This is a genomic window from Nocardia sp. NPDC059236 (genome assembly GCF_042754085.1).
In the GTDB taxonomy this organism is placed as follows: domain Bacteria; phylum Actinomycetota; class Actinomycetes; order Mycobacteriales; family Mycobacteriaceae; genus Nocardia.
In genome coordinates this window covers 143617-169575 of sequence record NZ_JBHZAF010000007.1, presented here as the reverse complement: position 1 = coordinate 169575, position 25959 = coordinate 143617, and the positions used below count along the sequence as shown (strand labels likewise).

At 67.5% G+C, this 25959-nt stretch carries 27 protein-coding genes; 10 read left to right on the top strand and 17 right to left on the bottom strand.

The window, feature by feature from the left end; translation table 11 throughout:
- Positions 1-114: 114 nt before the first annotated feature.
- Complete coding sequence (locus ACFXIV_RS20100; RefSeq protein ID WP_379394343.1) at positions 115-1314, bottom strand: mannosyltransferase; 1200 nt, start codon at positions 1312-1314, stop codon at positions 115-117.
- A gap of 378 nt (positions 1315-1692) precedes the next feature.
- Between ACFXIV_RS20100 and ACFXIV_RS20095 the strand changes: the two genes are divergently transcribed.
- Both ACFXIV_RS20095 and ACFXIV_RS20090 read left to right on the top strand, forming a co-directional pair.
- Positions 1693-2445 carry a hypothetical protein gene (locus ACFXIV_RS20095; protein ID WP_379393918.1) on the top strand — a complete coding sequence of 251 codons (753 nt, stop codon included), beginning with the start codon at positions 1693-1695 and terminating at the stop codon, positions 2443-2445.
- 112 nt (positions 2446-2557) lie between these two features.
- On the top strand, positions 2558-2926 hold the full coding sequence (locus tag ACFXIV_RS20090) for a hypothetical protein (protein ID WP_379393916.1): 369 nt from the start codon (positions 2558-2560) through the stop codon (positions 2924-2926).
- Between the two features lie 24 nt (positions 2927-2950).
- Here ACFXIV_RS20090 and ACFXIV_RS20085 read toward each other — a convergent pair whose 3' ends face one another.
- The 4 genes from ACFXIV_RS20085 to ACFXIV_RS20070 form a co-directional block, all read right to left on the bottom strand.
- Positions 2951-3676 (bottom strand): DUF1906 domain-containing protein, encoded by a 726-nt coding sequence (locus ACFXIV_RS20085; protein WP_379393914.1) that lies wholly within the window; start codon positions 3674-3676, stop codon positions 2951-2953.
- A 295-nt stretch (positions 3677-3971) separates the two neighbouring features.
- Positions 3972-5198, bottom strand: coding sequence for a hypothetical protein (locus ACFXIV_RS20080; RefSeq protein WP_379393912.1), 1227 nt, complete (start codon positions 5196-5198; stop codon positions 3972-3974).
- A 156-nt stretch (positions 5199-5354) separates the two neighbouring features.
- Positions 5355-6011: a CHAP domain-containing protein gene (locus ACFXIV_RS20075; protein ID WP_379393910.1), complete on the bottom strand. Its 657-nt coding sequence runs from the start codon at positions 6009-6011 to the stop codon at positions 5355-5357.
- A 71-nt stretch (positions 6012-6082) separates the two neighbouring features.
- Positions 6083-9850, bottom strand: coding sequence for a BTAD domain-containing putative transcriptional regulator (locus ACFXIV_RS20070; RefSeq protein ID WP_379393908.1), 3768 nt, complete (start codon positions 9848-9850; stop codon positions 6083-6085).
- Between the two features lie 148 nt (positions 9851-9998).
- On the opposite strand from ACFXIV_RS20070, the gene ACFXIV_RS20065 reads away from it, so the two are divergent.
- The gene (locus ACFXIV_RS20065) at positions 9999-10475 is read left to right on the top strand and encodes a hypothetical protein (RefSeq protein ID WP_379393906.1); all 477 of its coding nucleotides are present in this window, start codon (positions 9999-10001) and stop codon (positions 10473-10475) included.
- A 5-nt stretch (positions 10476-10480) separates the two neighbouring features.
- On the opposite strand, the gene ACFXIV_RS20060 is transcribed toward ACFXIV_RS20065, so the two are convergent.
- The 5 genes from ACFXIV_RS20060 to ACFXIV_RS20040 all read right to left on the bottom strand — a co-directional run bounded on the left by ACFXIV_RS20060 (position 10481) and on the right by ACFXIV_RS20040 (position 13203).
- Complete coding sequence (locus tag ACFXIV_RS20060) at positions 10481-11005, bottom strand: hypothetical protein (protein ID WP_379393904.1); 525 nt, start codon at positions 11003-11005, stop codon at positions 10481-10483.
- A gap of 196 nt (positions 11006-11201) precedes the next feature.
- A complete protein-coding gene (locus ACFXIV_RS20055; protein ID WP_379393902.1) occupies positions 11202-11888 on the bottom strand; it encodes a GNAT family N-acetyltransferase in 687 nt (228 codons plus the stop codon).
- A gap of 36 nt (positions 11889-11924) precedes the next feature.
- On the bottom strand, positions 11925-12059 hold the full coding sequence (locus tag ACFXIV_RS20050; RefSeq protein ID WP_379393900.1) for a hypothetical protein: 135 nt from the start codon (positions 12057-12059) through the stop codon (positions 11925-11927).
- Between the two features lie 133 nt (positions 12060-12192).
- Positions 12193-12690 carry a nucleoside deaminase gene (locus ACFXIV_RS20045; RefSeq protein WP_379393898.1) on the bottom strand — a complete coding sequence of 166 codons (498 nt, stop codon included), beginning with the start codon at positions 12688-12690 and terminating at the stop codon, positions 12193-12195.
- 249 nt (positions 12691-12939) lie between these two features.
- On the bottom strand, positions 12940-13203 hold the full coding sequence (locus ACFXIV_RS20040) for a TetR-like C-terminal domain-containing protein (protein ID WP_379393896.1): 264 nt from the start codon (positions 13201-13203) through the stop codon (positions 12940-12942).
- Between the two features lie 157 nt (positions 13204-13360).
- Between ACFXIV_RS20040 and ACFXIV_RS20035 the strand changes: the two genes are divergently transcribed.
- The 4 genes from ACFXIV_RS20035 to ACFXIV_RS20020 all read left to right on the top strand — a co-directional run bounded on the left by ACFXIV_RS20035 (position 13361) and on the right by ACFXIV_RS20020 (position 16339).
- Positions 13361-13543: a hypothetical protein gene (locus tag ACFXIV_RS20035; protein WP_379393894.1), complete on the top strand. Its 183-nt coding sequence runs from the start codon at positions 13361-13363 to the stop codon at positions 13541-13543.
- A 334-nt stretch (positions 13544-13877) separates the two neighbouring features.
- A complete protein-coding gene (locus tag ACFXIV_RS20030; protein WP_379393892.1) occupies positions 13878-14633 on the top strand; it encodes an SDR family NAD(P)-dependent oxidoreductase in 756 nt (251 codons plus the stop codon).
- Positions 14634-14649: 16 nt separating this feature from the next.
- The gene (locus ACFXIV_RS20025) at positions 14650-15516 is read left to right on the top strand and encodes an ABC transporter substrate-binding protein (protein ID WP_379393890.1); all 867 of its coding nucleotides are present in this window, start codon (positions 14650-14652) and stop codon (positions 15514-15516) included.
- Positions 15517-15610: 94 nt separating this feature from the next.
- On the top strand, positions 15611-16339 hold the full coding sequence (locus tag ACFXIV_RS20020; protein ID WP_379393888.1) for an SDR family oxidoreductase: 729 nt from the start codon (positions 15611-15613) through the stop codon (positions 16337-16339).
- Positions 16340-16561: 222 nt separating this feature from the next.
- Here the strand turns inward: ACFXIV_RS20020 and ACFXIV_RS20015 are convergent, their stop codons facing one another.
- From ACFXIV_RS20015 to ACFXIV_RS19995, 5 genes are all read right to left on the bottom strand, one after another.
- Complete coding sequence (locus ACFXIV_RS20015) at positions 16562-16927, bottom strand: iron chaperone (protein WP_379393886.1); 366 nt, start codon at positions 16925-16927, stop codon at positions 16562-16564.
- Positions 16928-17168: 241 nt separating this feature from the next.
- On the bottom strand, positions 17169-18530 hold the full coding sequence (locus tag ACFXIV_RS20010) for a flavin monoamine oxidase family protein (protein WP_379393884.1): 1362 nt from the start codon (positions 18528-18530) through the stop codon (positions 17169-17171).
- A gap of 348 nt (positions 18531-18878) precedes the next feature.
- Positions 18879-19640 carry a phosphate signaling complex protein PhoU gene (phoU, locus tag ACFXIV_RS20005; RefSeq protein WP_379421303.1) on the bottom strand — a complete coding sequence of 254 codons (762 nt, stop codon included), beginning with the start codon at positions 19638-19640 and terminating at the stop codon, positions 18879-18881.
- A gap of 327 nt (positions 19641-19967) precedes the next feature.
- Positions 19968-20399 (bottom strand): CBS domain-containing protein, encoded by a 432-nt coding sequence (locus ACFXIV_RS20000; RefSeq protein WP_379393880.1) that lies wholly within the window; start codon positions 20397-20399, stop codon positions 19968-19970.
- Between the two features lie 218 nt (positions 20400-20617).
- On the bottom strand, positions 20618-21226 hold the full coding sequence (locus ACFXIV_RS19995; protein WP_379393878.1) for a TetR/AcrR family transcriptional regulator: 609 nt from the start codon (positions 21224-21226) through the stop codon (positions 20618-20620).
- 63 nt (positions 21227-21289) lie between these two features.
- Here ACFXIV_RS19995 and ACFXIV_RS19990 point away from each other — a divergent pair, with 63 nt between their 5' ends.
- The 3 genes from ACFXIV_RS19990 (at position 21290) to ACFXIV_RS19980 (ending at position 23998) form a co-directional block, all read left to right on the top strand.
- Entirely contained in the window at positions 21290-22366 is a 1077-nt protein-coding gene (locus ACFXIV_RS19990) for a saccharopine dehydrogenase NADP-binding domain-containing protein (protein ID WP_379393876.1), read from the top strand.
- Positions 22363-23283: an alpha/beta hydrolase gene (locus tag ACFXIV_RS19985; protein WP_379393874.1), complete on the top strand. Its 921-nt coding sequence runs from the start codon at positions 22363-22365 to the stop codon at positions 23281-23283. The genes ACFXIV_RS19990 and ACFXIV_RS19985 overlap by 4 nt, the downstream gene beginning before the upstream one ends.
- Before the next feature lie 253 nt (positions 23284-23536).
- Entirely contained in the window at positions 23537-23998 is a 462-nt protein-coding gene (locus ACFXIV_RS19980; RefSeq protein ID WP_379393872.1) for a hypothetical protein, read from the top strand.
- Between the two features lie 266 nt (positions 23999-24264).
- Here ACFXIV_RS19980 and ACFXIV_RS19975 read toward each other — a convergent pair whose 3' ends face one another.
- Positions 24265-24444: a hypothetical protein gene (locus tag ACFXIV_RS19975; protein ID WP_379393870.1), complete on the bottom strand. Its 180-nt coding sequence runs from the start codon at positions 24442-24444 to the stop codon at positions 24265-24267.
- 429 nt (positions 24445-24873) lie between these two features.
- A complete protein-coding gene (locus ACFXIV_RS19970) occupies positions 24874-25884 on the bottom strand; it encodes an Lrp/AsnC family transcriptional regulator (protein WP_379421302.1) in 1011 nt (336 codons plus the stop codon).
- Between the last annotated feature and the right edge of the window lie 75 nt (positions 25885-25959).

The following is a 25959-nucleotide window of genomic DNA, read 5'->3' as shown; positions in this document are numbered from 1 at the left end:
GATGAGCGTAACTGGACCAACGATTATCCCGCGCACCCCAAATATTAAGGGCACCACCGACATTCGAGGCGCCCGAGATATTCGGGACGCGGCTCTCGCGCTGAAAATCTCACCTCACCGGTCGGACAGCTCTTGCTCGCGAGATCGATCGACCGGATGTCCGGGGCTGAGCCGGCCGGCCCGGATGATCCAGGCATAGAGCGCCAGCACGCCGAGCACGTCCACCGCGCCCAGCCAGGACAGGATGCCCGGACGCGAGATGGTCCAGATCGAATCCTGGAAGAAGCCCAGCACCCAGGGCACGCCGATCAGCGTCACCACCAGCCAGTAACCGGCCAGCACCCGGGCGCCCGCCGCCTGCCGCAGCGGGCCGTAGCACAGCCACAGGATGACCGGCAGGAGCCAGATCCAGTGGTGCGACCAGGAGATCGGCGACACCATCAACCCGAACAGCTGCACGATGATCAGCGTGCCCAGCCGGTCGTCGGAATCCAGTGCGCGCCAAGCGAAGAACGCGAGCACGGCCGTCACCAGCGCGGCCGCGATCCACACCGGCCCGGACACCACGTCGTGGCCGAGCAGCCGACTGAGCGCGCCGCGCAGCGACTGATTGGTCGCCGATCCGACCGGCCCGATGCGATGCGCGTCGCCGAGCAATTCGCGGAAGTACTTGTTGGTCTCACCGGGGGCGAACAGATAGGTCAGCAGAATGGTCCCGAAGAAGACCACCGCCGACCAGATCGCCGTGAACCAGCGTTTACGAGCCGCGAAATACAGCCCGGTGACGGCCGGGGTCAGCTTGATGCCGGCGGCCACGCCGACCAGCGTGCCCGACACCCACCAGCGCGCGCTGCGGACCGCGATCATGGCGAGCAGCACCAGGAACACATTGACCTGGCCGTAGTCGAAGGTCGAGCGCACCGGCTCCAGCCACATGCCGATCGCCGTCCACGCCACCGCGGCGGTGCGCCAGGACCGTTCACGCATGGCCTCGCGGCCGACCATCATCTCCAGCGCCAACCACACCACGCCGAACAGCGCCGCCACCGTGGCGAGCAGCCATCCGATGGCTACCACCCCGAAGGGCAGGAAATGCAGCGGATAGAACACCAGCGCCGCGAACGGCGGATAGGTGAACGGCAGTGGAAAGTCCGGCGTCTTACTGGAATCGGTGTAGTCATAGAGATTCCCGCCGAACAGATTCGCGGAGCCGTCCACATAGACGTGCAGGTCCACGAAGTTCATGCCATTGGGCAGAAACAGGACCCACACGAGACGGGCCAGCACCGAAATACCCAGTGCCGCGGCGGCCATGTGGAAGTGTCGATTCACGGCACTGTCTTTCAGCTCGGGCGGGTCACCGGCCGAGTGCACGGCTGGCGAATGCGGCTTGCGGGCCTCACGAATGCGGCGTTGCGGTGGCCCCGGCAAGCGTAGTCGCCCTGCAGAATGTCCCGTGCGGCGCGGACCCTCCGCTGTAACATTTGCATCACCGACCCCATCTGTAACAGGCACTCCGGTCGCCCGTTCGATAGCGTCAGCTGATCGAGTTCGCCAAGATCACACCGCGGCTGTACAACACGGCAGCCCGGTCCCTAGAGTGGCGCGGAGCGATGGCTCCATCGCTGCTAGATGTCCCTGAAGGTAAGGACGGCTACACCAGTGCTTCGCACCCGAGGATCGCGGTTCGCAATGTCCGCATTGGCCCTGGCGGCCTGCGCCACCGTCGCCGTGCCGACGGCCTACGCGAACCCCGCGCCGGCACCCAGGAGCGCGTCGATTCCGATGATCCCCGAAGGGGTTCCGGTCGACGCGCTGGCCTCGCTGGTCCCCGCCATCATCGGCGCGGCCACCGGTCCCGCCGATATCGCGGACGCAGGCCCCAAGAACGCCATTCTCGCCCAGGCCAAGCAGCTGCTGGAGAGCAGCAACCTGCCGGCGCAGGTGAAGACCACGCTGCTCGCCGTCATCACGTTCCTCGACGGCAGTGGCGGTGGCGGCCCCGACATCCCGAAGGACGGCCCGGTCATCTCGCAGTTCCTGTGGCCGACCATCGGCAAGGGCTGCATCTCCTCCACCGCCGACTCGGTGGGCACCGCGCTGGCCGTCGGCGGTCCGGCGCAGCTGCCCCCGCCCGGACCGGCGCAGGGCCAGGCCGGTTTCGTGTTCACCGCGCTGGGCACCAAGCAGCCCACCGATGTGCAGCCCACCCCGATGACGGTGCAGTGGCTGAACCTCGACACGCGCGCCACCGGCACCCAGAACCTGACCAATGACGCGCACATCAACCCGGACGGCCCGGCCACCCTGTCGGCCATCGCCAACACCGGTTCCGGTCGCGTGGTCGCCATCGTCTCGGGTTCGCTGACGACCCAGGCCGATCCGGAATCGCAGCCGATCACCTGCTCGTTCCTCCCCACCATCGGATTCTTCACCGTCGCCTAGCCGACACCCCGAGTTAGCCGAGAATTTCGCCCCTGTTCTCCTCCGTAACTACGCGGAAGGGACAGGGGCGAAATCGTTTGCACGGCCGGTTTCCTGTGGTAGACCGACATCTATGGCCGCTGTGACCAACCCCGTACGGGGACTGTATTCGCGCCGGTCGATCCTCTCGATTCGTTCCGAGGGATCGATCCTGTCGATCGGCTCGGCCTATTCGATCCTGTCCATCGGCAGCGTGGGCTCGGTGCTGTCGATCGGGTCGGTGGGCTCGTTCGGCTCTCTCATCTCCTCGGCTTCCTTCGGCAGCCTCGGCTCCGCATTCTCGGCGCTGTCCCGCTGGTCCCTGTTCTCCTGGAACGGGAACGGTGAGGTCTTCGCCGACGGCAGCGGCGAGGACGAACACACCGATCCCCACCTCATGCTCCGGGTCGTCCCCGACGAGCCGGGCCTGGCGGTCGACCCGACCTGCCACTGCCAGACCTAACGGGTTTCCTTCAGCAGAGTCGGGTTACCACCATTGGCCGTACTGCGGGGCGAGTACGGCATTGACGTCCACGGAGACGCCGTCGACCTCGCGCTTGTCGATCTCGAACTGGTGCAGGGTGGCGGCGGGGTGGACGTAGCCCTTCGGGGTGCCCCAATTGTGTTGCCAGAAGAAGGAACACAGGCCCGCGTCGCGAATGTTGTCGATGGTCGGCGAGTTCGCGTAGACGCCGGTGCGGTCGTGTCCGATGACGGTCTCCCAGCCGCGCAGGTACGGCTCGATGAACTGCTCGAAATCGTCGTCGCCGGGGTTGTCGTCGATGGAGGCGTAGATGGGCGCGGTGTCGGGCCCGCCCGCAGCCTTGTGCAGGATCAATCCCCGTGCGGCGTGCTGTAATCCGGCCGCGTAACCGCCGCGCCAATCGGCGGTCGGGCCCTTGCCGAACTGGTAGCAGGAGACCACCGTCAGGCCCGCGGCGCGCAGGGCGTCGACCTCGCGGGCGAGCAGCGGTTTGCCCGCCATCCATTCGGCGCCGGGCCGCCGGTCGGAGACGTAGCGGATGACGCCGATATCGCCGTCGTCGCTGATGGATTGGGCGGAGGGAACGCCGCCGGCGTAGTCGAGGAGGGTGCCGAGCTGTTGCTTGGCTGCCGCGGTGGCGGGTGGGAGGGTCAGTCCGGCGGTGATTCCGGCGGCGAGAGCCGTGGCCCCGGAGAGGAAGTTCCGTCGATTGACATGGGCAGGACGCATCACGGGCTCCTTCGCACACACTCGCTGGTCGAACATTCCAGTCGTGACGATTGGGAGACGGCGTCTCACCGGTGACCGGTTGGAACTACTTGCGGCGTGCCCGGCGCACCTTCCCCGATGAAAACAAGATCATCCGTGCGCCGGGAGCCCTGAACGTGCCCTCATTTCACCATATTCACATTGGAATCGCCAGGCTCATCGAGCACATCGGCACCATATGTCACATCGGGGCGAAACCGGGCAACGACCGGCCGATGGCGAACCAACAGCTATCGAATTGCCGCGGCCGGGGACCTCAGACGCGCGTCGCGTCCAGCCGGGCGCCCACATCGATGGTCCGGCGCGACACGTCGGCCACCTCGGCGCGCACGACCCTCGCGACCTGGGCGGCGATCTGCTTGCGCATGCCGGCCAGCTTGCCCAGCGCGGCCGCCCGCCAGCCCTCGGCGGTCATCTCCAGATCGATGTCGCGGGCGCGCGGCGGCACCGCGTCGATGACGATCAGCAACGGCTCGGCGGCACGCGCGGTGAGGGCCACCGGCACCTGCACCTCGGCCCGATAGCGGTTGGTCTTGAGCACGTCCACGGAGATGTCCAGGCTCACCGGAATGGTGAGGTCGAAGCGCACCAGCGCGGGATCGTGGGAGTTCGCGTGTGCCTCGGCCGCCGCGGCCGCGGCCGATTCGGCCGCGGCATGCGGCAATTCGGCGATCCGCGGCTCGGGTACGGGGGTGACGGTGACCGGGCCGGTGGCAGCGACCCGGGGCAGTCGCACACTGCCCTGCACACAGACCTCGGCCTTGTTGCCCGGGCCGGTGCGCAGCGGGCCGACCTCGATGGGCTTGCCCGCCATCGATTCCACCACCTGCCGCACCCGTTCCGCGGTCACGATGCGCGCGAAGAACCGGCGGCCGAATTCGTCGTAGCCGATCCACTCGTGGGTCGGTCGCCCGCGGTAGGCCGAGCGCGTGCCGTCCATGATGGCCTGCACGTCGAAGGTGCGGCCGCGCTGCGAATCCGGGTCGGCCAGAATGGCATTGATGCGATTGGCGACCTCACGCTGCACCAGTTTGGCGATGGGGTCCAGCAGCAGTTCCCAGGCGGTGCCGATGGCCTGTGCGCGCATGACGAAGCTGACGTCGCGCCCGGTGACCGGGGGAATGTCGATGACGATGAGCAGCGGATCGGCGGTGCGGGCGTGCATGCTGAGGTCGATCTCCACCACCGCCTCCAGCCGCAGCCGCTGCCCGCCGAGGGTGACGTCGACCCGCAGTTTCACCGGGAGCATGACGTCGAAGTGCACGTGCGGCCCGCGCCGGATGACGGTGGGTTTGCCGATGCTGCCCTTGGCCACGAACCGGGCGAGCCCGGCGGGCCCGATTCCGAAGGGGCCGATGGTGATTCCGCGCCCGGCCACGCTGGAGACCGCCGATTCGATCCGGGTTTCCGTCACCGCCGCCGCCACGAAACGTTCGCCGAATTCGGCGTAATCGATCCAGGTCGGTTGGTCGGACGACGTCATCAGCTACTTTCGTCGGGCGGGGACCCCTGTCCTGCCGATGAGGGGGCAGCAGGACAGGGATCAATCGACGACGCTGCCGGGCGCCGCCGAAACCCATCGTAAGCGGAAGATGCGCTCAGTAGTACACCCCGCCCCGCGTGTTTCCAGAATGTGGAATCAGCGTGTTCCCAATCGCCCGAAGCCGACCAGCCCTGATGTGCCGGACGGGCGGAATTTGTGGATGGCGACACCGCCGGATTCACCGGCCTCATTGCCGCCCACCGTGGTGATGGTATCCGAATCCGCCGCGATAACGATATTCGTGTGCTGATGGAACACACTGGAATCCGAGTACATCACCACATCGCCGACCCGCGGTAGATATCCGTTGTTCGCCTGCTCGAAACGGTGTTGTCCCCGGTAGTACTCCTCCAGGGTGTACACGCCGGGAATCCGCCAGGATCCGGAATTCGGATTGCTCAACGGTTGTCCGGCCGCGCGCATCACCCAGCTGACGAAGTCGGCGCACCAGGGTTCGGCAATGCCCTCGGAGTATTTGTCCCGGCCGCTCTGTTCGTCGAATTGCTGTCGCAGAACATCGACCACCTGCGCCTGCCCGGGACTCAACCCGGTGGAATCGACCTCCGGAAAGTCGTGCAGCAGACGCCCGTCCAGCTCGCGCGGGCCGTAGGACTCCTCGTGCCGGTGCTGCTGCCACCACCGCACGCCGAGCACTCCCCCGGCACTCAGCGCCGAAATCATCACCAGCGCAACGGTGCTCACCACCAGCCAGCGCCGCCGTCTGCGCTGCGGGCGCTCGAGCTCGACTGTCATCCGGTCCTCCCCTGTTCCGGCCGGCCGTCGGCCTTACCAGTAAGGACGTTCCACCCGGCCGCGGAGTTCCCTCAGGGCCGGTGGACCAGCCGGCTGCGGCCCATCGGACCGAGGCGGCCGGCCTGCATGAGCCCGACTCCCCGGGGTGCGAGTTCGGCCAGCTCGGATTGCAGTCTGCCCTGCAGTTCCTCGGCGGCGGCGCGGTGACCGGCGGCGCGCTCGTGGTCGCCGAGGTAGGTGGCCAGCTCGGCGAGGATGCAATCCATGGGCCCGAGCACCGAGGCGCCGGTCTCCAGACCGCAGACGGTGCCCGAGTACGGCAGCAGCTGCTGGTAGACGCCGAGCGCCATGGCCGGATCCTCGAGGGAGATGGCGAGGCGGGCCTTCACTCCGGTGAAGGTGGACCAGAACTGCGGGGCCAGTGGAGGTGCGGCGGCCAGCATGCGACGGGCCTCCTCCGGACGGCCCGAATGCACCAGGGCCAGTGCGTAACCGTGGATGAACAGCTCCGGTTTGAGGGCGGTGCGCTCGCGCAGATCGTTCAGGTAGACGGACATGTCGTTGCGCAGCCAGCCGATGGAGACGGCGATGCCGACGTGCAGCGCATTGCCGTCGCGGGTCGGTTCGGCCGCACCCTCGCCGGAGTGCGCCACCAGGTCGTCCAGTTCGCCGAAGCCCTCGCCGAGCAGGCGCAGCACCTCATCGGTATTGCCGCGCAATAGTTCCAGCACCATGCCGAAGGGCGCGATGGCGTCCAGCAGGTGCCGCAGCTGTCCGTCGGTGGCGTATTCGCCGGCCCGTCCGGCGTGTTCGGCGGCGGCCACCAGGTCGGCGTCGGCCAGGGTGGCGCGGAACAGCAGATAGTGTGCGAGCGCGCGGAATTCGGTGAGTCCGGCCGCGGTGGACACCTCGAGCAGCCGGGTCGCATACCGTTCGAGGTCGTGGGCGCGCAGGAAGCCGCCCGCCGCGAAGGCCGCGAACGCCTGCGCGTTGAGCACCGTGCACAGCAGGTCCGGGTCGTCGAGCGGTTCGGCCAGGGCCATGGCCGAACCGGCCAGGATGCGGGCCGCCGAGGGCTCCTCGACGGCGCGATCGAAAACGGCGGTGACATGCAACAGAATTCGCGTGCGCACCGGCAGCCCGGTATCGGCGCAGGCCAGGCGCAGCGGTTCGCGGATGCGCGGGTCCGGGGTGTGCCAGTCGTGCACCGACCAGATGAGTGGCGTCGGCCAGCAGGTGACGGCGTGCGCGAGCAACTCCGTCCCGCCCGGCGATGACGCTGTGCCGCAAAGTGATTCGGCCAGATCGAGCGCCTGCTCGCGGGCCGCCCGCGCGGCGATGTGCTGCCCGTCGTAGGCCAGCGCCACCACCAGCTCGCAGCGCGCCTCGAGCACCGCGAGCCGATCCACGCGCGCGGCTCCCGCGCCGGCGTGCCCGGCCAGATCGTGCAGCGCAAGTACCGATCGCCACCGTCGCACGGCGTCGGCGCGCATCCGCCGCTCCACACACCGCCGCGCCGCCGCGCGCACGTATGGCAGAGCCACCGTGGCGGTTTCGGCATCCGCCCCCAGCGCCGCGTGATGTGCCAGCGCATCGATGTCCCGCCCGCGTGGTACGTATACCGCATCGTGCGCGGAACTTGTTCCGGTGTAAGCGAACTCGGGGATTCGGCCGCGGCCGGACGGTGTCGCCGTGCCGGGGTCTGCGATGCCCGCGGCGTCCGGTTCCGTCTGTCCGGTCGACGAGTCCGTGGCCACCTCGTCGGCGCCGCGGAGGGCCGCGAGCGTCCGGTCGGTGCGACGCGCGGCCCTGGGCCGTGGCGATCCGAGGAGCGCCGCGACCAGGTGATCGGCTCCCCACAGCGCGCTGAGCACTCGATTCCCCATGCCCGGAAGGTCTTCCGTCCCGGCCGGGGTGTCGGATCGTCCCTCGTCCTGGCCGGACGCGACCGCCGCGCGGGTCGAGCCCGGCGCTGCCGCGCCCGGTTCCGGGTCGCTGCGCAGGTATTCGAAGGCAGCCCAGTGCATTCGGGTGCGGCGCAGGGTGGGGAGGTCGTAGTAGACGGTTTCGCGGACCAGGGCGTGGTCGAAGGTGACGCGGCCGGCCCGGTCGGTGCGCAGCAGGCGCGCGGATTCGGCGGTGGCGATCAGGTCGATAACGGTGTCGGCGGGGCGGTCGGCGGAGGCGGCGAGGGTGGTGATGTCGCTGTCCTCGCCCCAGACCGAGAGGTGGCGCAGCAGGTCCACGACGTCGGCGGGAAGCTGGCCGATGCGCCGGCCCAGCAGGTCGCGCACGCTGTCGGGCAGGCCGTCGGTGGTGCCCTGGGTGGCAACGAGTTTGGCGAGTTCGCGCACGAACAGCGGGTTGCCGCCGGTGCGCCGGCGTAGCAATTCCACGGTGCGGTCGTCGGGGGCGGCGAGCCCGGCGGCGGCCGCGGCGCGGCGGGTGCCCGCCATGTCGAGGCCGTCGAGTTCGAGGCGGTCGGCGGTGAACAGGGCCAGGGCAGCAGCGGTGTCGCGGACGCCCGGGCCCGCCTCGGTACCGCGCAGGGTGGCGACGATGAGGATCGGGCGGTCCCGCAGCCAGTTCACCACCTGCCGCAGCACCTGCAGGGTGGCGGTGTCGGCGCCGTGCACGTCCTCGAGCACGATGGCGATCGGTCTCCCGGCCGAGCGTTCGCGGCAGGAGCGGACCACGCGCCGGGCCAGGGTGAAAGCGTCGGCGGCGGTGAAGGTTTCGGGGTCGGCCGCGTCGAGGCCGGTGAGTACCTCGGCCCAGGCCCAGGCGGGCGGCGCGGACTCGACCTCGGGGCAGCGGCCGAACACGGTGGTCCAGCCGCGGTCGCCCAGGTGTGTGGTGAGGGCGGTGGCGAGGGTGGTCTTCCCGGCACCGGCCTCACCGGAGAGCCAGACCAGCTGTACGTGCCCGGCGGACGCGGCGTCGGCGGCGGCCAGCACAGCGGCACGCTGCGCGGCATATCCGGTGTCCGGCAAGGGTTCCGGATCGGGCAGCGGTTCGGGTTCGGCGGGCCGCACGGGTGCGGGCGGGGTGACCGTCTCGGTGTCCACCGAGTGGGTGAGGATGGCGGTCTCCAGATCCCGAAGTCCCGGACCGGGATCCACCCCGAATTCCAGGGTGAGGAATTCGCGGCTGCGGCGCACCGTGGCGAGTGCGTCCAGCGACTGTCCCAGTCGGTACTGGGCGACGGCCAGCAGCCGCGCGCATTCCTCGCGTCCGGGATGCTCCTCCAGGATGGGCCGCAGCGCCAGCACCACCTCGGCCGGCCGGTTCAGCTCCAGCGCCGCCTGGGCTCGCAGTTCGGCGGCGGTCAGCCGCAGGGCCTGCAGGCGGGCGGCTTCCTGTGCCGCCCAGGGCATCCCGGGGAAGGATTCGAAGGCGCCGCCGTGCCAGCACGCCAGGGCGACGTCCAGCACCTGCAACTGCTCCAGCGGGTCGGGCAGCCCGGCGGGGTCGCGCATGGCGGCCTCGTGCCCGTGCAGCAGTTGCTCGAAGTGCCAGGAATCCACTTGGGACGGCTCGAGATTGAGCGCGTAGCCGTGTGATTCGGACACGATGACGCGCGAGTGCGCCCGGCGCGGCCGGTCCGGCTCGAAGACCCGGCGCAGGTTGTGGATGTACACCTGCAGCGCGGCAACGGCTTTGGCGGGCGGGTCACCGTGCCAGAGGTCGTCGATAAGCCGTTCGGTGGGCACCACCCGGCCACCTGCGGCGACCAGTCGTCCCAGCACCGCGCACTGCATCGGCGCGCCCGGAGGCACGCGCTGACCGTCGATGCTGATGTGCAGTGGGCCCAGCACCCCGATGCGTATGAGCGCCATGTCGCTGTGCGACCCCCGTACCCACTTCGAATAAAACCAAACAGGATCCTCTCAATATGACAGAAATTCTGCGGCAGTACCCAGTCTTGTGACGGGGCTTAACTCGATACGAAGACGCTCCGAAGAGTCGTCCCGCACACTGCCTAGGGTGTTCGACCCCTCCCCGCCGCCGGACTCCGATCTCGCGGTCCTGCACAGCCTTCCGCATCCGGCCTGCCTGCACGACGGCGGCTACGACGTGCTGGCCGCGAACGAACCCTTCCGGAAACTGTTTCCGGGCACCGGTCCGGGCGCGAACCTGATGACGGCGATCCTGCTGGAACCCATGGCCCGCTACCGGCTGGGCGACTGGGAGGCCGAGGCGCAGGTCATGGTGTCGGCCTTCCGGTCCGCCGCCCCCGACCTGCGGGCGGACCGGGTCGAGGAGATCGTCAATCTGGCGCGCCGCTCCCCCGACTGGGATCGCTTGTGGCACAGCCACGTCGTCCCCCCGGAGCCGCGCGAGCGCACGGTGCTGATGACCGATCCGCTGACCCGCCGGGAACGCCGGATGTACGTGCAGACCTTCGAGTTCCAGTCGCCGCAGCGGCCGTGGTGGCTGCTGACGGTGGTGCCGTTCGACTAGCCCGGTCAGGCCTCGGCGGCGGGGACCTCGAACCAGCCGTCCTCGGGTTCGGCATAGCCGTGGTACATGAGCGGTATGCGCCGGTCCACACCGAAGTGCCGATAGACCGCGAGCATGGTGCTGCGCACGGCCAGGTCGTGGAAGTCGTCGATGCGCCGCGGGCCGAGCCAGTGCTCGGGGAGCAGTGCGAGCCGGGTCATCTCGTCCGGATCGTCCATGTCCAGCCCGATGGGGCCGGGGTCGACGATGAAGTGATCGTGCAGCACGGCGTGCACATCGTGCGGGTCGTGCTGCCCGGCCGCGAAGGCGAGGAAGCGGGTGCGGATGGCGGGCGAGCCGTGCTCCTGCAGCCACTCGATGAGATGCGGGTTGGGGCGCGGAATCGACCTCGCGGACAACGGGGTCTGCTCCAGCAGGTGCAGGATGCTGGCGCCGGGCACGCGGGGTTCGGGGACGAGGAAGAGGCTGAGCACGGGGGATCCGGACAGACTGTCGCAGAGGCAGACCTTGGTGCGCATGGGGTCGGTCATGCGCCACTCCTTACGCGGGAGGGGTTGCTGGCTTCGTCATCCGAATCGTGCCGGTTCGCCGAGTTACCAGACTCGGACAGATCTCTCCTCGACGCCCGACCGGTGCAACACCCGGAATTATAGTCTCCGGGCACCGATCGGACCGACCGGTCTGACGGTCGATCCGATCGGTCACCTGGGTGCCGTACGGTGCGGTTTACGCGCCCACCAGACGGCTGCGGTTGCCCTGCCGAGCCGACAGTGCAGCCAGCTGGCCCTCGATAGTGGCCCGGACAGTCGGCCACTCCTCGTCCAGGATGGAGTAGAAGGCGGTGCTGCGCACCTCGCCGTCCAGCCCGCGCGAGTGCGCCCGGCGCACCCCGTCGCTGGTGGCGCCGAGGCGCTCGATCGCCATGCGGGACCGCAGATTTCGGACATCGGCCCGCATGGCGATCCGCCGCACCCGCCACACGTCGAAGGCGTGCTGCAGCAACAGCAGCTTGGACTCCAGATTGATGCCGGCGCCGCGCGCCTGCGGAGACAGCCAGGAGTTCCCGATCTCGGCGGCGTCGGGCACCGCGAGCAGGGGATCTCCGGTCGGCATGCCGTGCACCAGCGGCCATACCACCGGGCCCTGCCAGTAGTCGAAACGGGTGAACCGGGTCGAGCCCAGCACCCGTCCACTGGCGACGGCGATGATGGCGAAGGCCAGCGAGGTGCCCGAGGCATGCCCGGAGAGCGCCTGGGCGACGTATTCCAGCGCCTCGTCCACACCGTGTGGGACGGGCGTGAACGCATAGTCATCGCGATTCCCCGCAGCAGCCTCCGCGAGCCCCGTGGCATGCTGCGGCGCAAGGGGTTCCAGCCGTACCAGACGGCCGGTCAGAGTTACGGGTACGGGCACGTTCCCTCGATCTTTCAAGTCGGTCGGGGGCTCGCGTCAGGCAATGGCCGCCCCGGCCACACACTCCGGATCGACGAACCAGCCCTGGCGCGCCAGTAGCAGCATCGGATAGTGGGATGAACGATAGCGGAACACCAGCGCACCGCGCCGCAGGCGGCATGTAAATTTCATGCGCTCTACCGCGCGTCGCGCGGGTTATTTCACAGGTGTCTTACAGCCTTTTCCGGCACGGCCATCCGCTACCTGCCGGCGACCCCCTTTCGGGCTGCCGGAAATGCGAATACCTATGCGGTGGAAGGTATTACTACGCCGGCCTTCCCCGCCAGAAACCGTCGTGGACCGCCCTTGCCTCCGCGAGCTCGATCGGACCGATGACCGGCAGTGCGCGCTGACCGGCGGCGAATACCGCACGGCAGGGCAGCGCCATGGTCGGGTTCTCGGGATCCGCACCGGTCAGGGCCAAGAGCTGGTCCTCGCCGAGTGCATAAACCACCCGCCCGATATTTCCCCAGTAGATCGCCCCCGCGCACATTGCACAGGGTTCGGTACTGGTGTAAAGCGTGCAGCCGCGCAGAAACTCGGCGTCATAGGCGGCGCTCGCCAGCCGCACCAGATTCGTTTCCGCATGTCCCGTCGCATCACGCGCGGTGATCACCGTGTTCTCCGCCTCCAGCAACACCCTTCCCCCGGGCTCGGCCAGCGCCGCCCCGAATGGATGATTGCCGTGCTCACGCGACCGCCGCGCAATGCCGACAGCCGTCAGCAGATTTTCCATATCCCGCTCGCTGAGCGATTCGACCACCCGAACACCTTGCCACACAACCCCTTCGGTGGCACCGGAGGGGTTCGAAGACCGCCGGGAGGCGGGCTGCGGCCACAAACGCAAGTACACTTTGCTTTCAGCAAGCAGCTCGCCGATGCTCAACGCCAGTTCATCTAGCTTCAGGGAGGCGCTGGCGGGCGCGGAAGAACAGGGGAGCACGGCGGATCCCCTCGAGATCGGATGATCGCGGCGGGCCCGGTCGCGGCCGGATCGTCGCCGATGCGGTGATCACGGCCGCGGACCGGAGATCGCGCCGTCGAGCAGCAGGTCGACGAGGCGGACGCACAGCTGCGGATCGATCGGTTCCCGGGTGACCCGTGTGCGGAATTGCAGTGGCGCGATCAAGGTTTCGAGCGGCAGCCGCGGGTCGGTCCCGGCGGGCAGCTCGCCGCGGTCGACGCACCGGTCGACGCCGTGCTCGACGATCGGCCGGGTCAGTTCCAGCCGCGTGGTCCAGAACGCCTCCCGCGCGCGCCCACCGCGGTTCGCCACCGCCGAACGACAGCGCCTGGTTGAGCGCCCGGCCGTGTGGCGTTCCGAGGTAGGCCGGGGGTTGTCGCCGGGAGATCATCGGCGGAAGATCGATTAGACAGCTGTTCCGGGTCGGGGTCTGAACCGCCATCGCTCATCCAAGGAACGGAACTCAGAAATGAAGACCAAAATTGCCTCGATAATCGCCGCGACCGGCATCGCCATGTCGCTCGCCGGGCTGGCCGCTCCCACCGCATCGGCCGCGCCGCCCACACCCGTGCCGGTCACCGACACCGTCGGATCGGTCACGTTCTGCTTCGGCATCCCGCTGGGCTTCTTCATCTTCAACATCTGCATCTGACGCACAGAGCGAGGTCACGGCCCAACCGCGTACCACGCGGTGGGCCGCTCGCTCGGACGCGGCTATATCTCGCCCGTCTCCGAAATCACTGTCGCACAACCCCTTCAACTGCGACCGATGCACAGCGGGCACAGTCGGATCCGAGCCGGGCGGCATTCCGAAGCTGGAGCGACCGTTCACGACCGTGGAACGCAGCCCGGTGACCTACCCGCGGCAGGCTGGAGCGTCTGCTCGCCTCGCGGCTATCACACGAACTCGACAGCACCGCCGCCGATTTGCCGCGGGTCACGGTCGACATCGTGCTCAACGGAGCGGATCACAAGGAGGTCGCACCATGATCACAGGTACGGGGCGAGTGGCATTGGTGACAGGGGCCAGCAGCGGAATCGGCGCGGCCACAGCGCGTCTGCTGGCGGCGCGAGGGATGCGCGTGGTGGTCAATTACCTGCACAGCGAGGCAGCGGCCGGGGAGGTCGTGACCGAGATCGGGGAGGCAGGCGGCCGCGCGCTGGCTGTACAGGCCGATGTCCGTGAGTCCGCCGCGGTCGAGAACTTGATCGAACAGGTGCAGAAACAGTGGGGTGGCGTCGACGTGCTCGTGCACAACGCGCTCACCCCGTATGCGATCAAGTCGTTCCAGGACATGACGTGGAAAGAACTGGGCGGCAAGCTCGATGACGAAATGCGCGCGGCGTTCACCGTTACCAAGGCCGTCCTGCCGGCCATGACCGCCCAGGGCTGGGGGCGCATCATCTACATCGGCACCGGCCTCAGCCGCCGGCCCCGAGCGGGCATGATCGCGCTGGGCACCGCCAAAGCCGCGCTCGCGCAGTTCGCCCGTTACCTCGCCCAGGAACTCGGGCCGTGGGCCATCACGGTCAATGTGGTGGAGCCCGGCCCGGTGGAGGACACCCGCATCGCGGGTGTGCTCGACGACGAGATCAAACGGCGACAGGTGGCCGCGACACCCCTGGGCCGCCTGGCCCTGACCGCGGACGTCGCCCAGGCGGTCGCGTTCTACGCCAGCGAAGACAACTCCTTCATGACCGGCACCACCGCCGCGGTGAACGGCGGCATGGCCATGTACTGACGAGGGAAGAACGCTCATGGACACGATCGATCTCGCCTACGTCGGCCGGGGATTTCACGAGGAACTGGTTGCGTATATCGCCGACCAACAGGACTTTTACGCCGACGAAGGCGTCCACGTCGCCCTGCGCGACGGCTGCACCTGGGATGAGGAACGACTGCGGCGGTGCGCCACCATCGGGCTCGGCCGGGCCCTGCTGTCCCGGTTGACCAACGGAATTCCCTGGGTTGCGCTGACTGTCAACACCCACCGGCCACTGTTCTGGTTCCTGGCCCGCTCCGGCATGACCTCGCCCGCGGGCCTGTCCGGCAAGCGGGTCGCGGTACACGCGCCCCACACCGCGCCCGGATGCTTTGCGCGGATCGCGTTACGCCGGGTCGGTCTGGACCCGGACCACGACATCCACTCGATCGTCCGCGCGCCCGGCGACTACGGGATGGACCTGCGCATGCTGCACGACGGCACGATCGATGCCGCCGTCGTCGGCAGCACCATGGCACCCGAAGCGGTTGCCGCAGCGGAGGGCTGGCAGGTAGTGGCCTGGGTCGGCGACCTCTTCCAGATCCCCACCGTCGGTGTAGCCGTCGATCCGACCTACCTCCGTCCCGACGCTCCCGCGGTCCAGGCCGTCGTACGGGCCCACCGGCGCGCGCTGCAGGTGATCCGCGACGACACCGATACCACGGTGCGCCATCTGCGAACCTTCCTCGGCCGGCACACCGCGGACGAAGTCCGAGCCCACTACAAGACTTTCATCGCACCGTATTTCACCACCGACGGCCGCGCCGACCTCACCGTCGGCGATACCGCGATCACTGCGGTAGCCACCGAACTCGGGGTGCCCGTCACCGTCACCGCGGCCGACTTCTACCGCACCACCTAGCAGCCGGAAGCGGCGACGCTGAGACGTATTCGACGGAACCACAACAGGTTTCACGAAACCAGGCAGGTCGATACACCACCCGGAAGGACATCCCATGAAACTCGCAGTCATCGGCGGCACCGGATTGATCGGATCGCAGGTCGTCGAGGATCTGAACGCCGCCGGACATCGGGCGATACCGCACTCGCATTCCACCGGTGTCGATGTCATCAGCGGCAACGGATTGGACGAAGCCCTGGCCGGGGCCGACGTCGTCGTCAACCTGACCAATTCCCCGACCTTCGACGAGGCCTCTCCGGCGTTCTTCCAGACCTCCATGGACAACCTCCTGACCGCCGCCCGCAGCCAGGGCGTGGGCCATTTCGTCATCCTGTCGATCATCGGTGCGGACCAAGTGCAGGACCTGGACTACTACCGGGCAAAAGTGCTGCAGGAGAACATCCTGGCGGCCGGGTCGATCCCCTACTCCATCGTCCGGGCCACACAGTTCATGGAGTTCATCGACGCCGTGCTGTCGTGGACCACCGACGGTGACACCGTCCGACTGCCCACGACACCGATCCAGCCGATCGCCGCGAAGGACGTCGCCGCCGCGGTAGCAGAAGTCGCGACCGGCGCCCCGCTGAACGGCGCCCGCCACATCGCCGGACCCGATATCTTCCCCCTCGACGAACTGGGCCGAATCACCCTGGCCCGCAAAGGCGACAGCCGAACCGTAGTCACCGACCCCACCGCCGGCATGTTCGCCCAAGTCAAAGGCGACGTCCTCACCGATAGAAACGCCCACCTCGCCCCCACCCACTACTCCGACTGGCTCTCCTGACCGGCTTACGCGACGAACAGCGACACCCAGCGGACGGGCTCATACCCGACGCCGGCTCAGACGTTGAAGCGGAACTCGACCCGCTCGACCTCCACCCGCAGGCGCGCGTCGCAAGCCACTCGCACAGACCCTACGCACGCCGATCGGGCAGCAAAATGCCCTGGTACACAACATCTTCAGCCGATTCACCAACGGCCGCATGACGGCCCGGACAAGGCCGGGTCAACAGATCGTGCCGGGCCGGGCCGCGGTTGCCTCGAGCAGATCCCGCAGCAGGTCGAAGTCGATGTTCTCCGGGTTGCGGAACCGCAGGCAGCCCTTGCCCATGTCCTGCCCGGCCAGCTGTTCCGCGAACGCCTCACGGATGTCACTGCGCATGAGATAGAAAGAGATGTACTGCTTCTGGCTGGCAAACGCGATCTCCGCAACACCGTCCCGCTCGTATGCGGGCATCCCGTACGCCATGACCTCGTCGAAGCCCACCAGCTCTTTTCGGCACAGCCGCCGCAACTCGGCCAGCACGGCCCTGCGTTCCTCGGGAACCTCGGTCAGATAGCCATCGACGTCGCGTGCCTTGCTCTGCACCATTCCATGAGGCTATCCAGGAATGGGGTAGCGCGCCCGCGGTGAGCTGCTGACCTGGTGGTATGTGGCGTGGAGGCTGCGGTGGGCCGCGAACCGCTGGAAGCCTGGCCCGAGGCCCACAGGATCAGCGAGTACCACGCAACCAGGCCAGTCATCGAGGCGTGCAATCCGCGCTCCGACCACGCGCCACGGCTCTCGAGTCACGTAATAGCCTTGCCGCACAAGAGCTTCAGGTCGTCCGGCCTCAGACCGCGGCGAGTTCGTGCTGCAGCACTTCGCTCGCGGCGCGTTCACCCGAGCGAATGGCTCCGTCGACCCAACCGCACATGACGGCCGAGCTCTCGGTTCCGGCCCAGTGGATACGGCCGCACGGTTCGCGCAGCGTACGGCCGAACTGGGTGAGCACACCGGTCGGCGTGTGACTGAGCATCCCGCCACCGGAATAGCGTTCGGCAGTCCAGTCCTGCTCGATGTAGTCGACCGGGACACCGGCTTTTTCGCCGAATCGCGTGACCAATTCTTGGAGTATCACCGTCCTGCGTTCGGCGGGATCGAGTCGACCGATCTGCCGTGCGATGGGCCCCTCGGAAATGACGCACAGGACCCCGGGCCGCCCGGCGTCGGTGCAGCCGTCGATGGTGACGGTGGCCGGCGATCCCGGCGCGGCCGACTGACCCGACAATCCGTCGCGCCGCCAGAACGGCTCGTCGTACAGGACGGAAATCTTGATGATCGAGCCACTGGGCACCCGCTGATGCAGAAGCGAGCGATCGACCGGCAACATCGGCTCGTACCGGATCTGACCGGCGATCGCCAGGGGGACGGCCACGATCGCCCGACGTGCGCGCACCGTCGATCCATCCGCATGCACCCTCACCCCGGCGGCGTCCTGCTCGATACTGTGTACCGGCTGCGACAGGTGAATCGAGTCGGCGAGCTGGGCCGCCATCGGCCCGTAGATCGCACCCATGCCCCCGACCGGCCGGGCGTCCTGGGCGCCGCCCTTGACGCCGAATACGAAGTTGGGCCCACCTCCCGATGCCATCTGATACAGCGCGAAAAGCATCGACACTTCCGAGGCAGCCGAGGTGTAACTGCCCGCGATGGCGGTCTCGAGCAGATCGTGGGCGGGCTTGGACCAGACGGTGCGATCCAGCCACTGCGCCAGGCTCATCCGATCCCACTTGTCGGCCTTCTTCGCCTCCCACGGCGCCTCGAGCGGGATCGACTTGCACATGTGCCCCAGCTCGACGAAGCTCGCGCCGAGATTCATCGACGCCCAGGGGCTCATCGTCCACGGGATCGTGCCGCTGTAGCGGTACTGCTTGCCGTCGACGACCATCATGGCCTCACCGTCGGTGTACTGCTGGTAACTCCGTACACCGAACTCGTTCATCAAGGCACGGATGCGGTCCTGTCCCGGCCCTATCCAGGCACCACCGCGGTCGATCCAGCAACCATCCGCGCGCACCTCGGTGAATGTGCGCCCGCCGAGCCGGTCGCGGGCTTCCAGCACCGCCACCGATCGCTCCGCCTGCTTCAGCCGCAACGCAGCGGTCAATCCCGCGAATCCGCCACCGATTACGCAATAGTCGAAGTCTGCCATCGAGCCGCCTTCGTCTCGAAGTTCTCCTGGCCACCATCGGGCCACGGCACTGCTCGCACCCACGACTCCACGGATGCGAACCACCTTCGATCAGACCCACACCCGAACCGGCAATTCTATAGCAAATTGCACAGGCGGATCGGACCAACGAAGGTCATGACAGTTGCGCATGAGTTCGCCGGGACATCAACACTCGCCGATCGCAGTTGAAACAGAGTTGAGTGGGCCGGGTTCGAATCGGCCGGAATGGGCGCGGCCGGCAGCGAGACCGACTGCGGCCCAGGTCATCCTCTTCTGCCGATTGTGCGATGTTGGACAAGCATTCCGTGTCAGAGGTCTCGCGCGCGGTCAGGTGTCGAGTGATTGCCGATCGGCGAGCCAGGTCTGTGGGTTTTCGCCGGTGGCGAGGAAGATGGTGCGGCGTCCGACTTGGACGGCGTGATCGGCGAACCGCTCGTAGTAGTGGGCGAGCAGAGCGAGATCGACAGCGGAAGTGACTCCGTCGTGCCAGTCCGGACCGCGCACCGTAGTGAACAGTTCGCGGTGCAGTTCGTCCATCACGTCGTCTTGCTGATCGAGTCGTGCGGCGTCTTCAGGATCGCGGGACTCCAGAACCGCTGCGGCGCTGGTGACTATGGCAACCGCAGCCGCACCCATGCTCGCAACAATGGGGCGGACCGAGTCCGGGACGGCATGGCCGGGGTGCCGGCGCCGGGCGGTCCTGGCGATGTGGCTCGCCAGGGTGCCCATGCGGGCGAGGTCGCCGACGAGCTGGAGGGCAGTCACGACCTGGCGCAGTTCACTGGCGACCGGGGCTTGCCGGGCCAGAAGATCAACGGCGGCCTGTTCGCAGTGATCACGCATGGTCTCGATCTCCGCGCACTCGTCGATAGCGTGCTCGGCCTGTTCGATGTCGGCGTCGAGCAACGCGTTCGTCGCCGACGCGACCGCGTCGCGATCACGCAGACTCATCGCAACGAGCAGCGTGGCGAGACGAGCGAGACTCGCGTAATACTCGGTCCGCATGGCTCCATCTTCGTCGAACGACGACAATTTCGTTGGCCAGCAGAAATAAGCTAACGGCGGGGCTCGGTGAATGTCTCCGCCCATGCCGCCGACTCCTCGGCGGCGTGTCTGGTCGCCGTCCAACCGCGATAGCTTTCACGCCGCGGTGACCCGCCGGGTCTGGCCTGCAACGCCAACAGCCGCACGCCCCGGGGAACGTATGCCCGCCAACACGAACCGAGCACGCCACCGGACATACCGCATGCCGCGCGGACCTAACCGGCCGGCGCGGACCCTCGGAAGATCAATGGTCGGGGCAGGTGACCGACCGCCGGCAGTGCGGCCACCCAGCAACGCACGAAGATACCTGTGGTCTCAACGGGTCTGCGTGTGTGCCGGCCCGTTGAGACCACACTGACTTGTCGGCGTACTTCAGCGCTGTCCCGGGGCCGCTGAGTAGATGTGTCCGGCAAATTCGGCGAGTTGATCGTCAGGCAGATGCCTGGCCAGATCTGCCTCGCTGATCATGCCGACCATCCTCTTGTTCTCGATCACGGGCAGTCGCCGGATTCGATGGCTCACCATCTCGTGCAGTACATCCTGTACGTCGGCATCGGCATCGATCCAACGTGGCGTGCCCTCGCACAGCTCGGCGCAAGACATCTTCGCTGGATCGCGGCCGTCGGCAGTGCATTTCACGACGATGTCGCGGTCTGTGATGATGCCGATCATGCGCTCGTTCTTGTCGCCGATCGGCAAGGCTCCAACGCCTAGTTGGCGCATTACCTGCGCCGCGCGCTGGACGGTATCTGTGCTGGTCATCCAATGCGCACCCGGGTGCATGATGTCGCGAGCGGTAGTCATGGTCACCTCCAGATAAGGGAGCTACGGACCTCTCCAACGGTAACGACGTCGTGGTCAGCGGCGCAGCAGAATCGATCGCTGGATGTCCCGTCCTGCCGCTGACCGCGGCTGACAGCACCGGCCATCGCGCAGTGCCAAGTGAAACGACCGACGTAGGCGGCGGCGAGTCGGCTCGAATTTTGGGCTGCCGGGGACCGAAGGCTCCGGGGTGTGGCGGATTACGTGTCGCGAATGCCGACGTTGAGGAGGTGCAGGGCTGCGTCGACTGTGGCGGCGACGAGGGTGTCGTCGAGGGGGCCGGTGGCGGGGAGCATGGCGTGCAGCAGCAAAGGGCCGGTCAAGATGTCGGAGACGACGGTGGGATGAGTGAACGGTGGGATCTCGCCGCGGTCGACGGCGCGCTGGAACATTGCCTGGGTCGATCGGCGGCGAGGCGCCATGAAGGCTTCGTGGAACAACGCACTCCATTGCGGGTCGCCGCTGAGGTCGCCGAGCAGGCCGGCGATGCCTGCTGCGACGACCGGGGTGCGGAAGAACTCGACCTGTAGGCGTTGCAGCTCGATCAGGTCGCCGCGGAGGGTGCCGGTGTCGGGTGCTGGGTCGGTGCCGAAATGCCCGGCCAGGGCGCTGGCGATCAAGGCGACGCGCCCAGGGAAGCGGCGGTACAGCGCGGTGCGTGTGGTACCGGCCACGGTAGCGACGCGGTCGATGGTGACTGCGCTGTAACCGTCTGTCAGCAACAGTTCTTCGACAGCGGTGGCGATGGCGGCGTCCAGGGCCGTATTGCGGGGGCGGCCCATCCCGGCGGATTTACCCTTGTCAGACATACGCTACGGATTGTATCGGATTAACTCTTGCCAGACATACGCTACACAACGTAGCGTATGTGCATGGGTGAAATCTGGATCATCGGTGCGACCGGACGCGCCGGGCGAAACATCAGTGCCGAATTACGTGCCGGTGGGCATCGGATCGTGATGGTCGGCCGCAATGCTCAGCGGCTGGCCGAGGCCGCCACGACGATCGAGGCGTCGGGCGGGGTACCGCCACGGACGCTGGTCACCGATGATCCGCTCGGCGAAATCGCTGCGGGCAGACCGGACGTCGTCGTCAACACGGTCGGGCCGTTCGGCACGACGACGGTCCCGACCGCGCGGGCTTGTGTGGCCGCGGGCAGTCACTACGTGGATCTGGCCAACGAATTCCAGCCCGTGCAGTCATTGCTGGAGCTGGATTCGGCGGCCCGGGCCGCAGGGGCGACGCTTGTCACCGGTGCAGGATTCGGCACCCTCGCCAACGAAGCGCTGGTCTACGAGCTGTGCTCGGGCCGCCCGGCCCCGATCCGTGTCCGGGTCGCGGCGATGCCCGTCGTGGACGGCCTGGGCCCGGCGGTGCTGGCCAGCGTGGTGGATGCGGCGGCAACCGGCGGGCTGATCTACCGGGACGGCCGCCTCGTGCGGACCCGGCTCGGCGCTCACCTGCAACACACTCCGCTGCCCGACGGCACCACGCGTGCCACGGTGGCGGTACCCACCGGCGAGTTGGTAGCGGCGCTGCGCGCCTCGGGCGCCGGTGAGGTGATCGCGACTTCCAGTGAGGTGCCCACCGGCCGTATGGCGCGAGCCTCGCTGCCGATGGTGGGCGCGGCGCTTCGGGTGAATGCGTTGCGGCGCACCGTGATCCGGCTCATCGACCGCTGGCAACTGACACCACCGAGCACGCCCGGTGAGATCTCGTGGGCGTACGCGTGCGCGGAATGGGAGGGCGGGGAAACACGCCAGGCGTGGTTGCAGACCGGTGAGGGCTACGCGTTCACCAGCCGCGTCGCGGCCACGGTCGCGGCCCAGCTCGCCGACGGCGACGGCCGCCCCGGCGCGTTCACCCCCGGCGCATTGTTCGGCCCCGATCTCGCCCGATCCGCGGGCGGCACCATCACTGTCGACTCCACGGCGAAGGACCCGCGATGACCAACACCACCCGAGAGCACGTGCGCATCCCCGCAGGCGCGGACACCGAGCTGGACTGCTGGCTGTACCTGCCGTCGTCACCGCCCTCGCATCCGACGGTGGTGATGGCGCACGGCATCGGCGGAGTCAAGGCGGCCGGGCTGGCACCGTTCGCGGAGTTCTTCGCCGACAACGGATTTGCTGCCCTCGTATTCGACTACCGGCACTGGGGCCGCTCCGGCGGCGAACCACGCGAGTTTCTGTCGATCCGCCGCCAGCGCGAGGACTACCGCACCGCCCTCGCGTGGGCGCGCCGCCACGACTCGCTCGACAACGACCGGCTGTTCATCTGGGGAACCTCCTTCGCCGGCATGCACATCCTCGATATCGCCGCCACCGATCCGGCACTGGCCGGAGCCATCGCACAATGCCCCCTCGTCGACGGCTTGGCCGGGATGGGGAATGTGGCTCCACCGCGCGCGCTGCGCCTGACCGCCACCGCAGTGGCAGACGTGCTCTCGGGCGTCGTCGGCAACCCGCCGAAATACCTGCCGCTCAGCGTCGGACCCGACAGCCTCGGCGTAATCGCGACAAACGACTCACTGACCGGACTACATCGACTCACCCCAACCGACGGCGAGCCCTGGCCCAACCGCATCACCGCACGATCACTGCTCGACATCGCCGTCCACCGCCCCGTCCGAACGGCCCACCGAATCCAATGCCCCCTACTGATGGTCGTCGCCGAATCCGACACCATGGCCCCCACCGGACCCGCCACCCAGGCCGCCGCGCGAGCGCCCCGCGGCGAGCTCTACCGCAGCCGCGGCGGGCATTACGACGTCTATGACGGCGGGATCGACCACTCCGACGTGCTCCGAGTAGAGCTGGAATTCCTCACCAGGCACGCCCGATCGGCACGCCAAACCTCTTCGTAGCGCGAACAGGATGAATTTCGCCTGGTTCGCCTCGACCCCGTCGGCGATTCGGCGACCGTTCGAAAGATCCCGCGATGAAAACATCGAGCCGTACTGTTGTTTCCGCAGTGTTTGCGCTTACCGCCGTCCTCGCTGCAGGTTGTCAGTCGTGGCACGACCCGCTATCCCAGCAGCACTTCACCGCGGACTTCCTCAATATCGCGGGCATGTTCGAGGGCAACCCGATCACGGTGCTCGGGTCGAGCTGGACACCATGCTGGCCGACAACGACGACTCGGTGCGCGGATTCAGCAACAAGATCACCCAGATGACCGGTCTGCTGGCCGATCAGGCGCCCGGTCTGCAGGGCACGCTCGATCAGCTGAATGCGTTCCTGGCCAACACCAGTGGCGCGTTCTCGCAGTACTCCGATCAGCTCAACGGCACCCTCACCGGGCTCACCAATGTCACCAACCAGCTGCGCGCCAACGCGGCCGGCGTGACCGAGGTGGTCGACGTGGCCCCGCTGCTCATGCAGAACCTGGACCGCTCGGTCAACCGAAACGGCCGATACGTGCGCACCCATTTGGTTCTGGGCTCCGCGCTCTCCGGCGAAATCGTGAGCGTGTTCTGCGAGCGCATCCAGATGAAATCGGACGGATGCCGGACCGGGCAGATGGAGGACTTCGGACCCGATTTCGGACTCATGGCCGCAATGCTGGGGCTGACGAAATAGCGCCAGCTCCCCCACCTCATCCGCTCGGCCGGCACCGCCCTGGGATCATCCCTGCGGCCACATCACCTGGCTGACTCTAGCGAACTCGAGTGCGCGCTCATGGCGCATACCGCGCTGACTGAACCGGCCAGCGTCGACGGCGGAAGATCAACCGGCCATGCCCATCTGACGTCGACCGAACATCCGCAATTGCCGAGTTCCGTGTATTTAGGGCGGCCCGCCGCGGTTCGGGTTGTTGACGGAGCTTCGGGAGCGGATGGCGAGGGTCAGGCCAGTTCCGCTCGGGCATCGGCATAGTCGGGGAAGCGTACGCGGAGGGCGATGTCGAAGGCTGTTGCCCGATCGAACGAATCGAAGTCGTCGAACCTTCCGCCGCGGAGGTACCAGGCGATCAGATCCGCCGCGTCTGCGGAGTGGTTGTTGAGTGCGCAGAGAATCACGATCATCCGCAAGTGTTCACCACTAACACCACTCCACACTGACGGTCGGTCAGAACGCACTCATCTGCCGCATACCGCGCTGACCGAACCGGCCAGCTTGGGCATCGGAAGATCGACGGGCAGAGGGTCGTACGGCTGGCGGCAGTGCTCGCTCATGCTGATGTGAGATGAGTTGCAGTACAGGCAATCCGGAATGTCATGAGGTATGCCTTAGCTTGGTGCAAGACGCCACCTCATGTCACGTGGACGCCAGGATCGCACTTCTGGATTGGTCTGTGTCATGCTGCGGCTAGTTGGATCCGTCCAGCGGCTGCCGGCGGCCGGAACCTGGTGCGCTGCAGAACATCCGGAAATGCCGATTTTCGGGCTTGTTCCAGAGCTGCTCGTCTTGTTCGGTCCGCGCCAGTGCCCAGACTCCGAGGTTCTGCCCGATGCTCAGCGTCTGCGACGTCGCGTTGGTGTGGGTTGCGCGAGTCGATCACCGTTCATGAGCGCACCCGCTTGCTTCAGCTGCCGCAGCACCGGCGATATTTCGGCGGTATGGATGCCGGTCAGATCGGCCAGTTTGGTGGTCATGTGGCGGTACAGGTCGTTGGTGTTGCCGAAGGACAGCGTCGCGATCAGGTTGAACGGTCCGGTGATCGCGGCCGCGTAGGTCGTGTTCTCGTGTTCGACGATGGCCTGCGCGACTGGTTCCAGTTGTGCTGGAGTGACAGTGAGCCACAGCAGTGCCGCGAGCCGGGTGCCCAGTGCGGCGGGAGCAATGTCGAGGTCGAAGTAGAGAAGCCCGGAGGCTTGCAATGCTTCGATGCGACGCATGACTCTTCCTGGACTCAGGCCCGTCGAGCGGGCCAGCATCGCATAGCTTGTCCGTCCGTCGCGGGCAAGGAGGTCCAGCAGTGGACGATCAGCGTCCTCGATTCGGGTATCGCCCGGGGCGACGGGCGTGGCGGCCGGATCAGCGAGCCGACGACCACGCGAATCGACCGGACTCGCGCCGACGAAGCGATGCAGAATCATCGACGCCGAGACGTCCAGGACCGGTGCACTCCGCTGCAGTCGTTGCGCCAGAAGGTCTTCGCGCGCGTGCTGGGCACGTGGATGCAGCGAAAACACCACCTCGGCGCCGCCGCCGGCGAGGCTGACCCACGCCGTGTCGTCGCGGCGCGCGAGCGCCTCGGCCACTTGTAGCGCTCCCTCGGGGCGACAACGCACCCGGACGATCCACTCCGTCTCGCCGATCGCGCGGGCATCGACCGCCCCGATCACCCGAACCAAGCCGTCGCGACGCAGTCGCCGATACCGGCGCGCAATCGTCTGTTCCGCGACACCCAGTTCGTCCGCCACGACACTGAATGGAAGGCGTGGATCGAACTGCAGCGCACGCACAATTCGCTTATCGATCGGATCTAGCACGGAGTTTTCGCGCATGACAGAGTCGCTCACTGCACAAAATCTACGCTGTGGACGACCGGAGGCGACTTCCTCCGATGCCGAGAAAGATACTCGACGCCGCATATC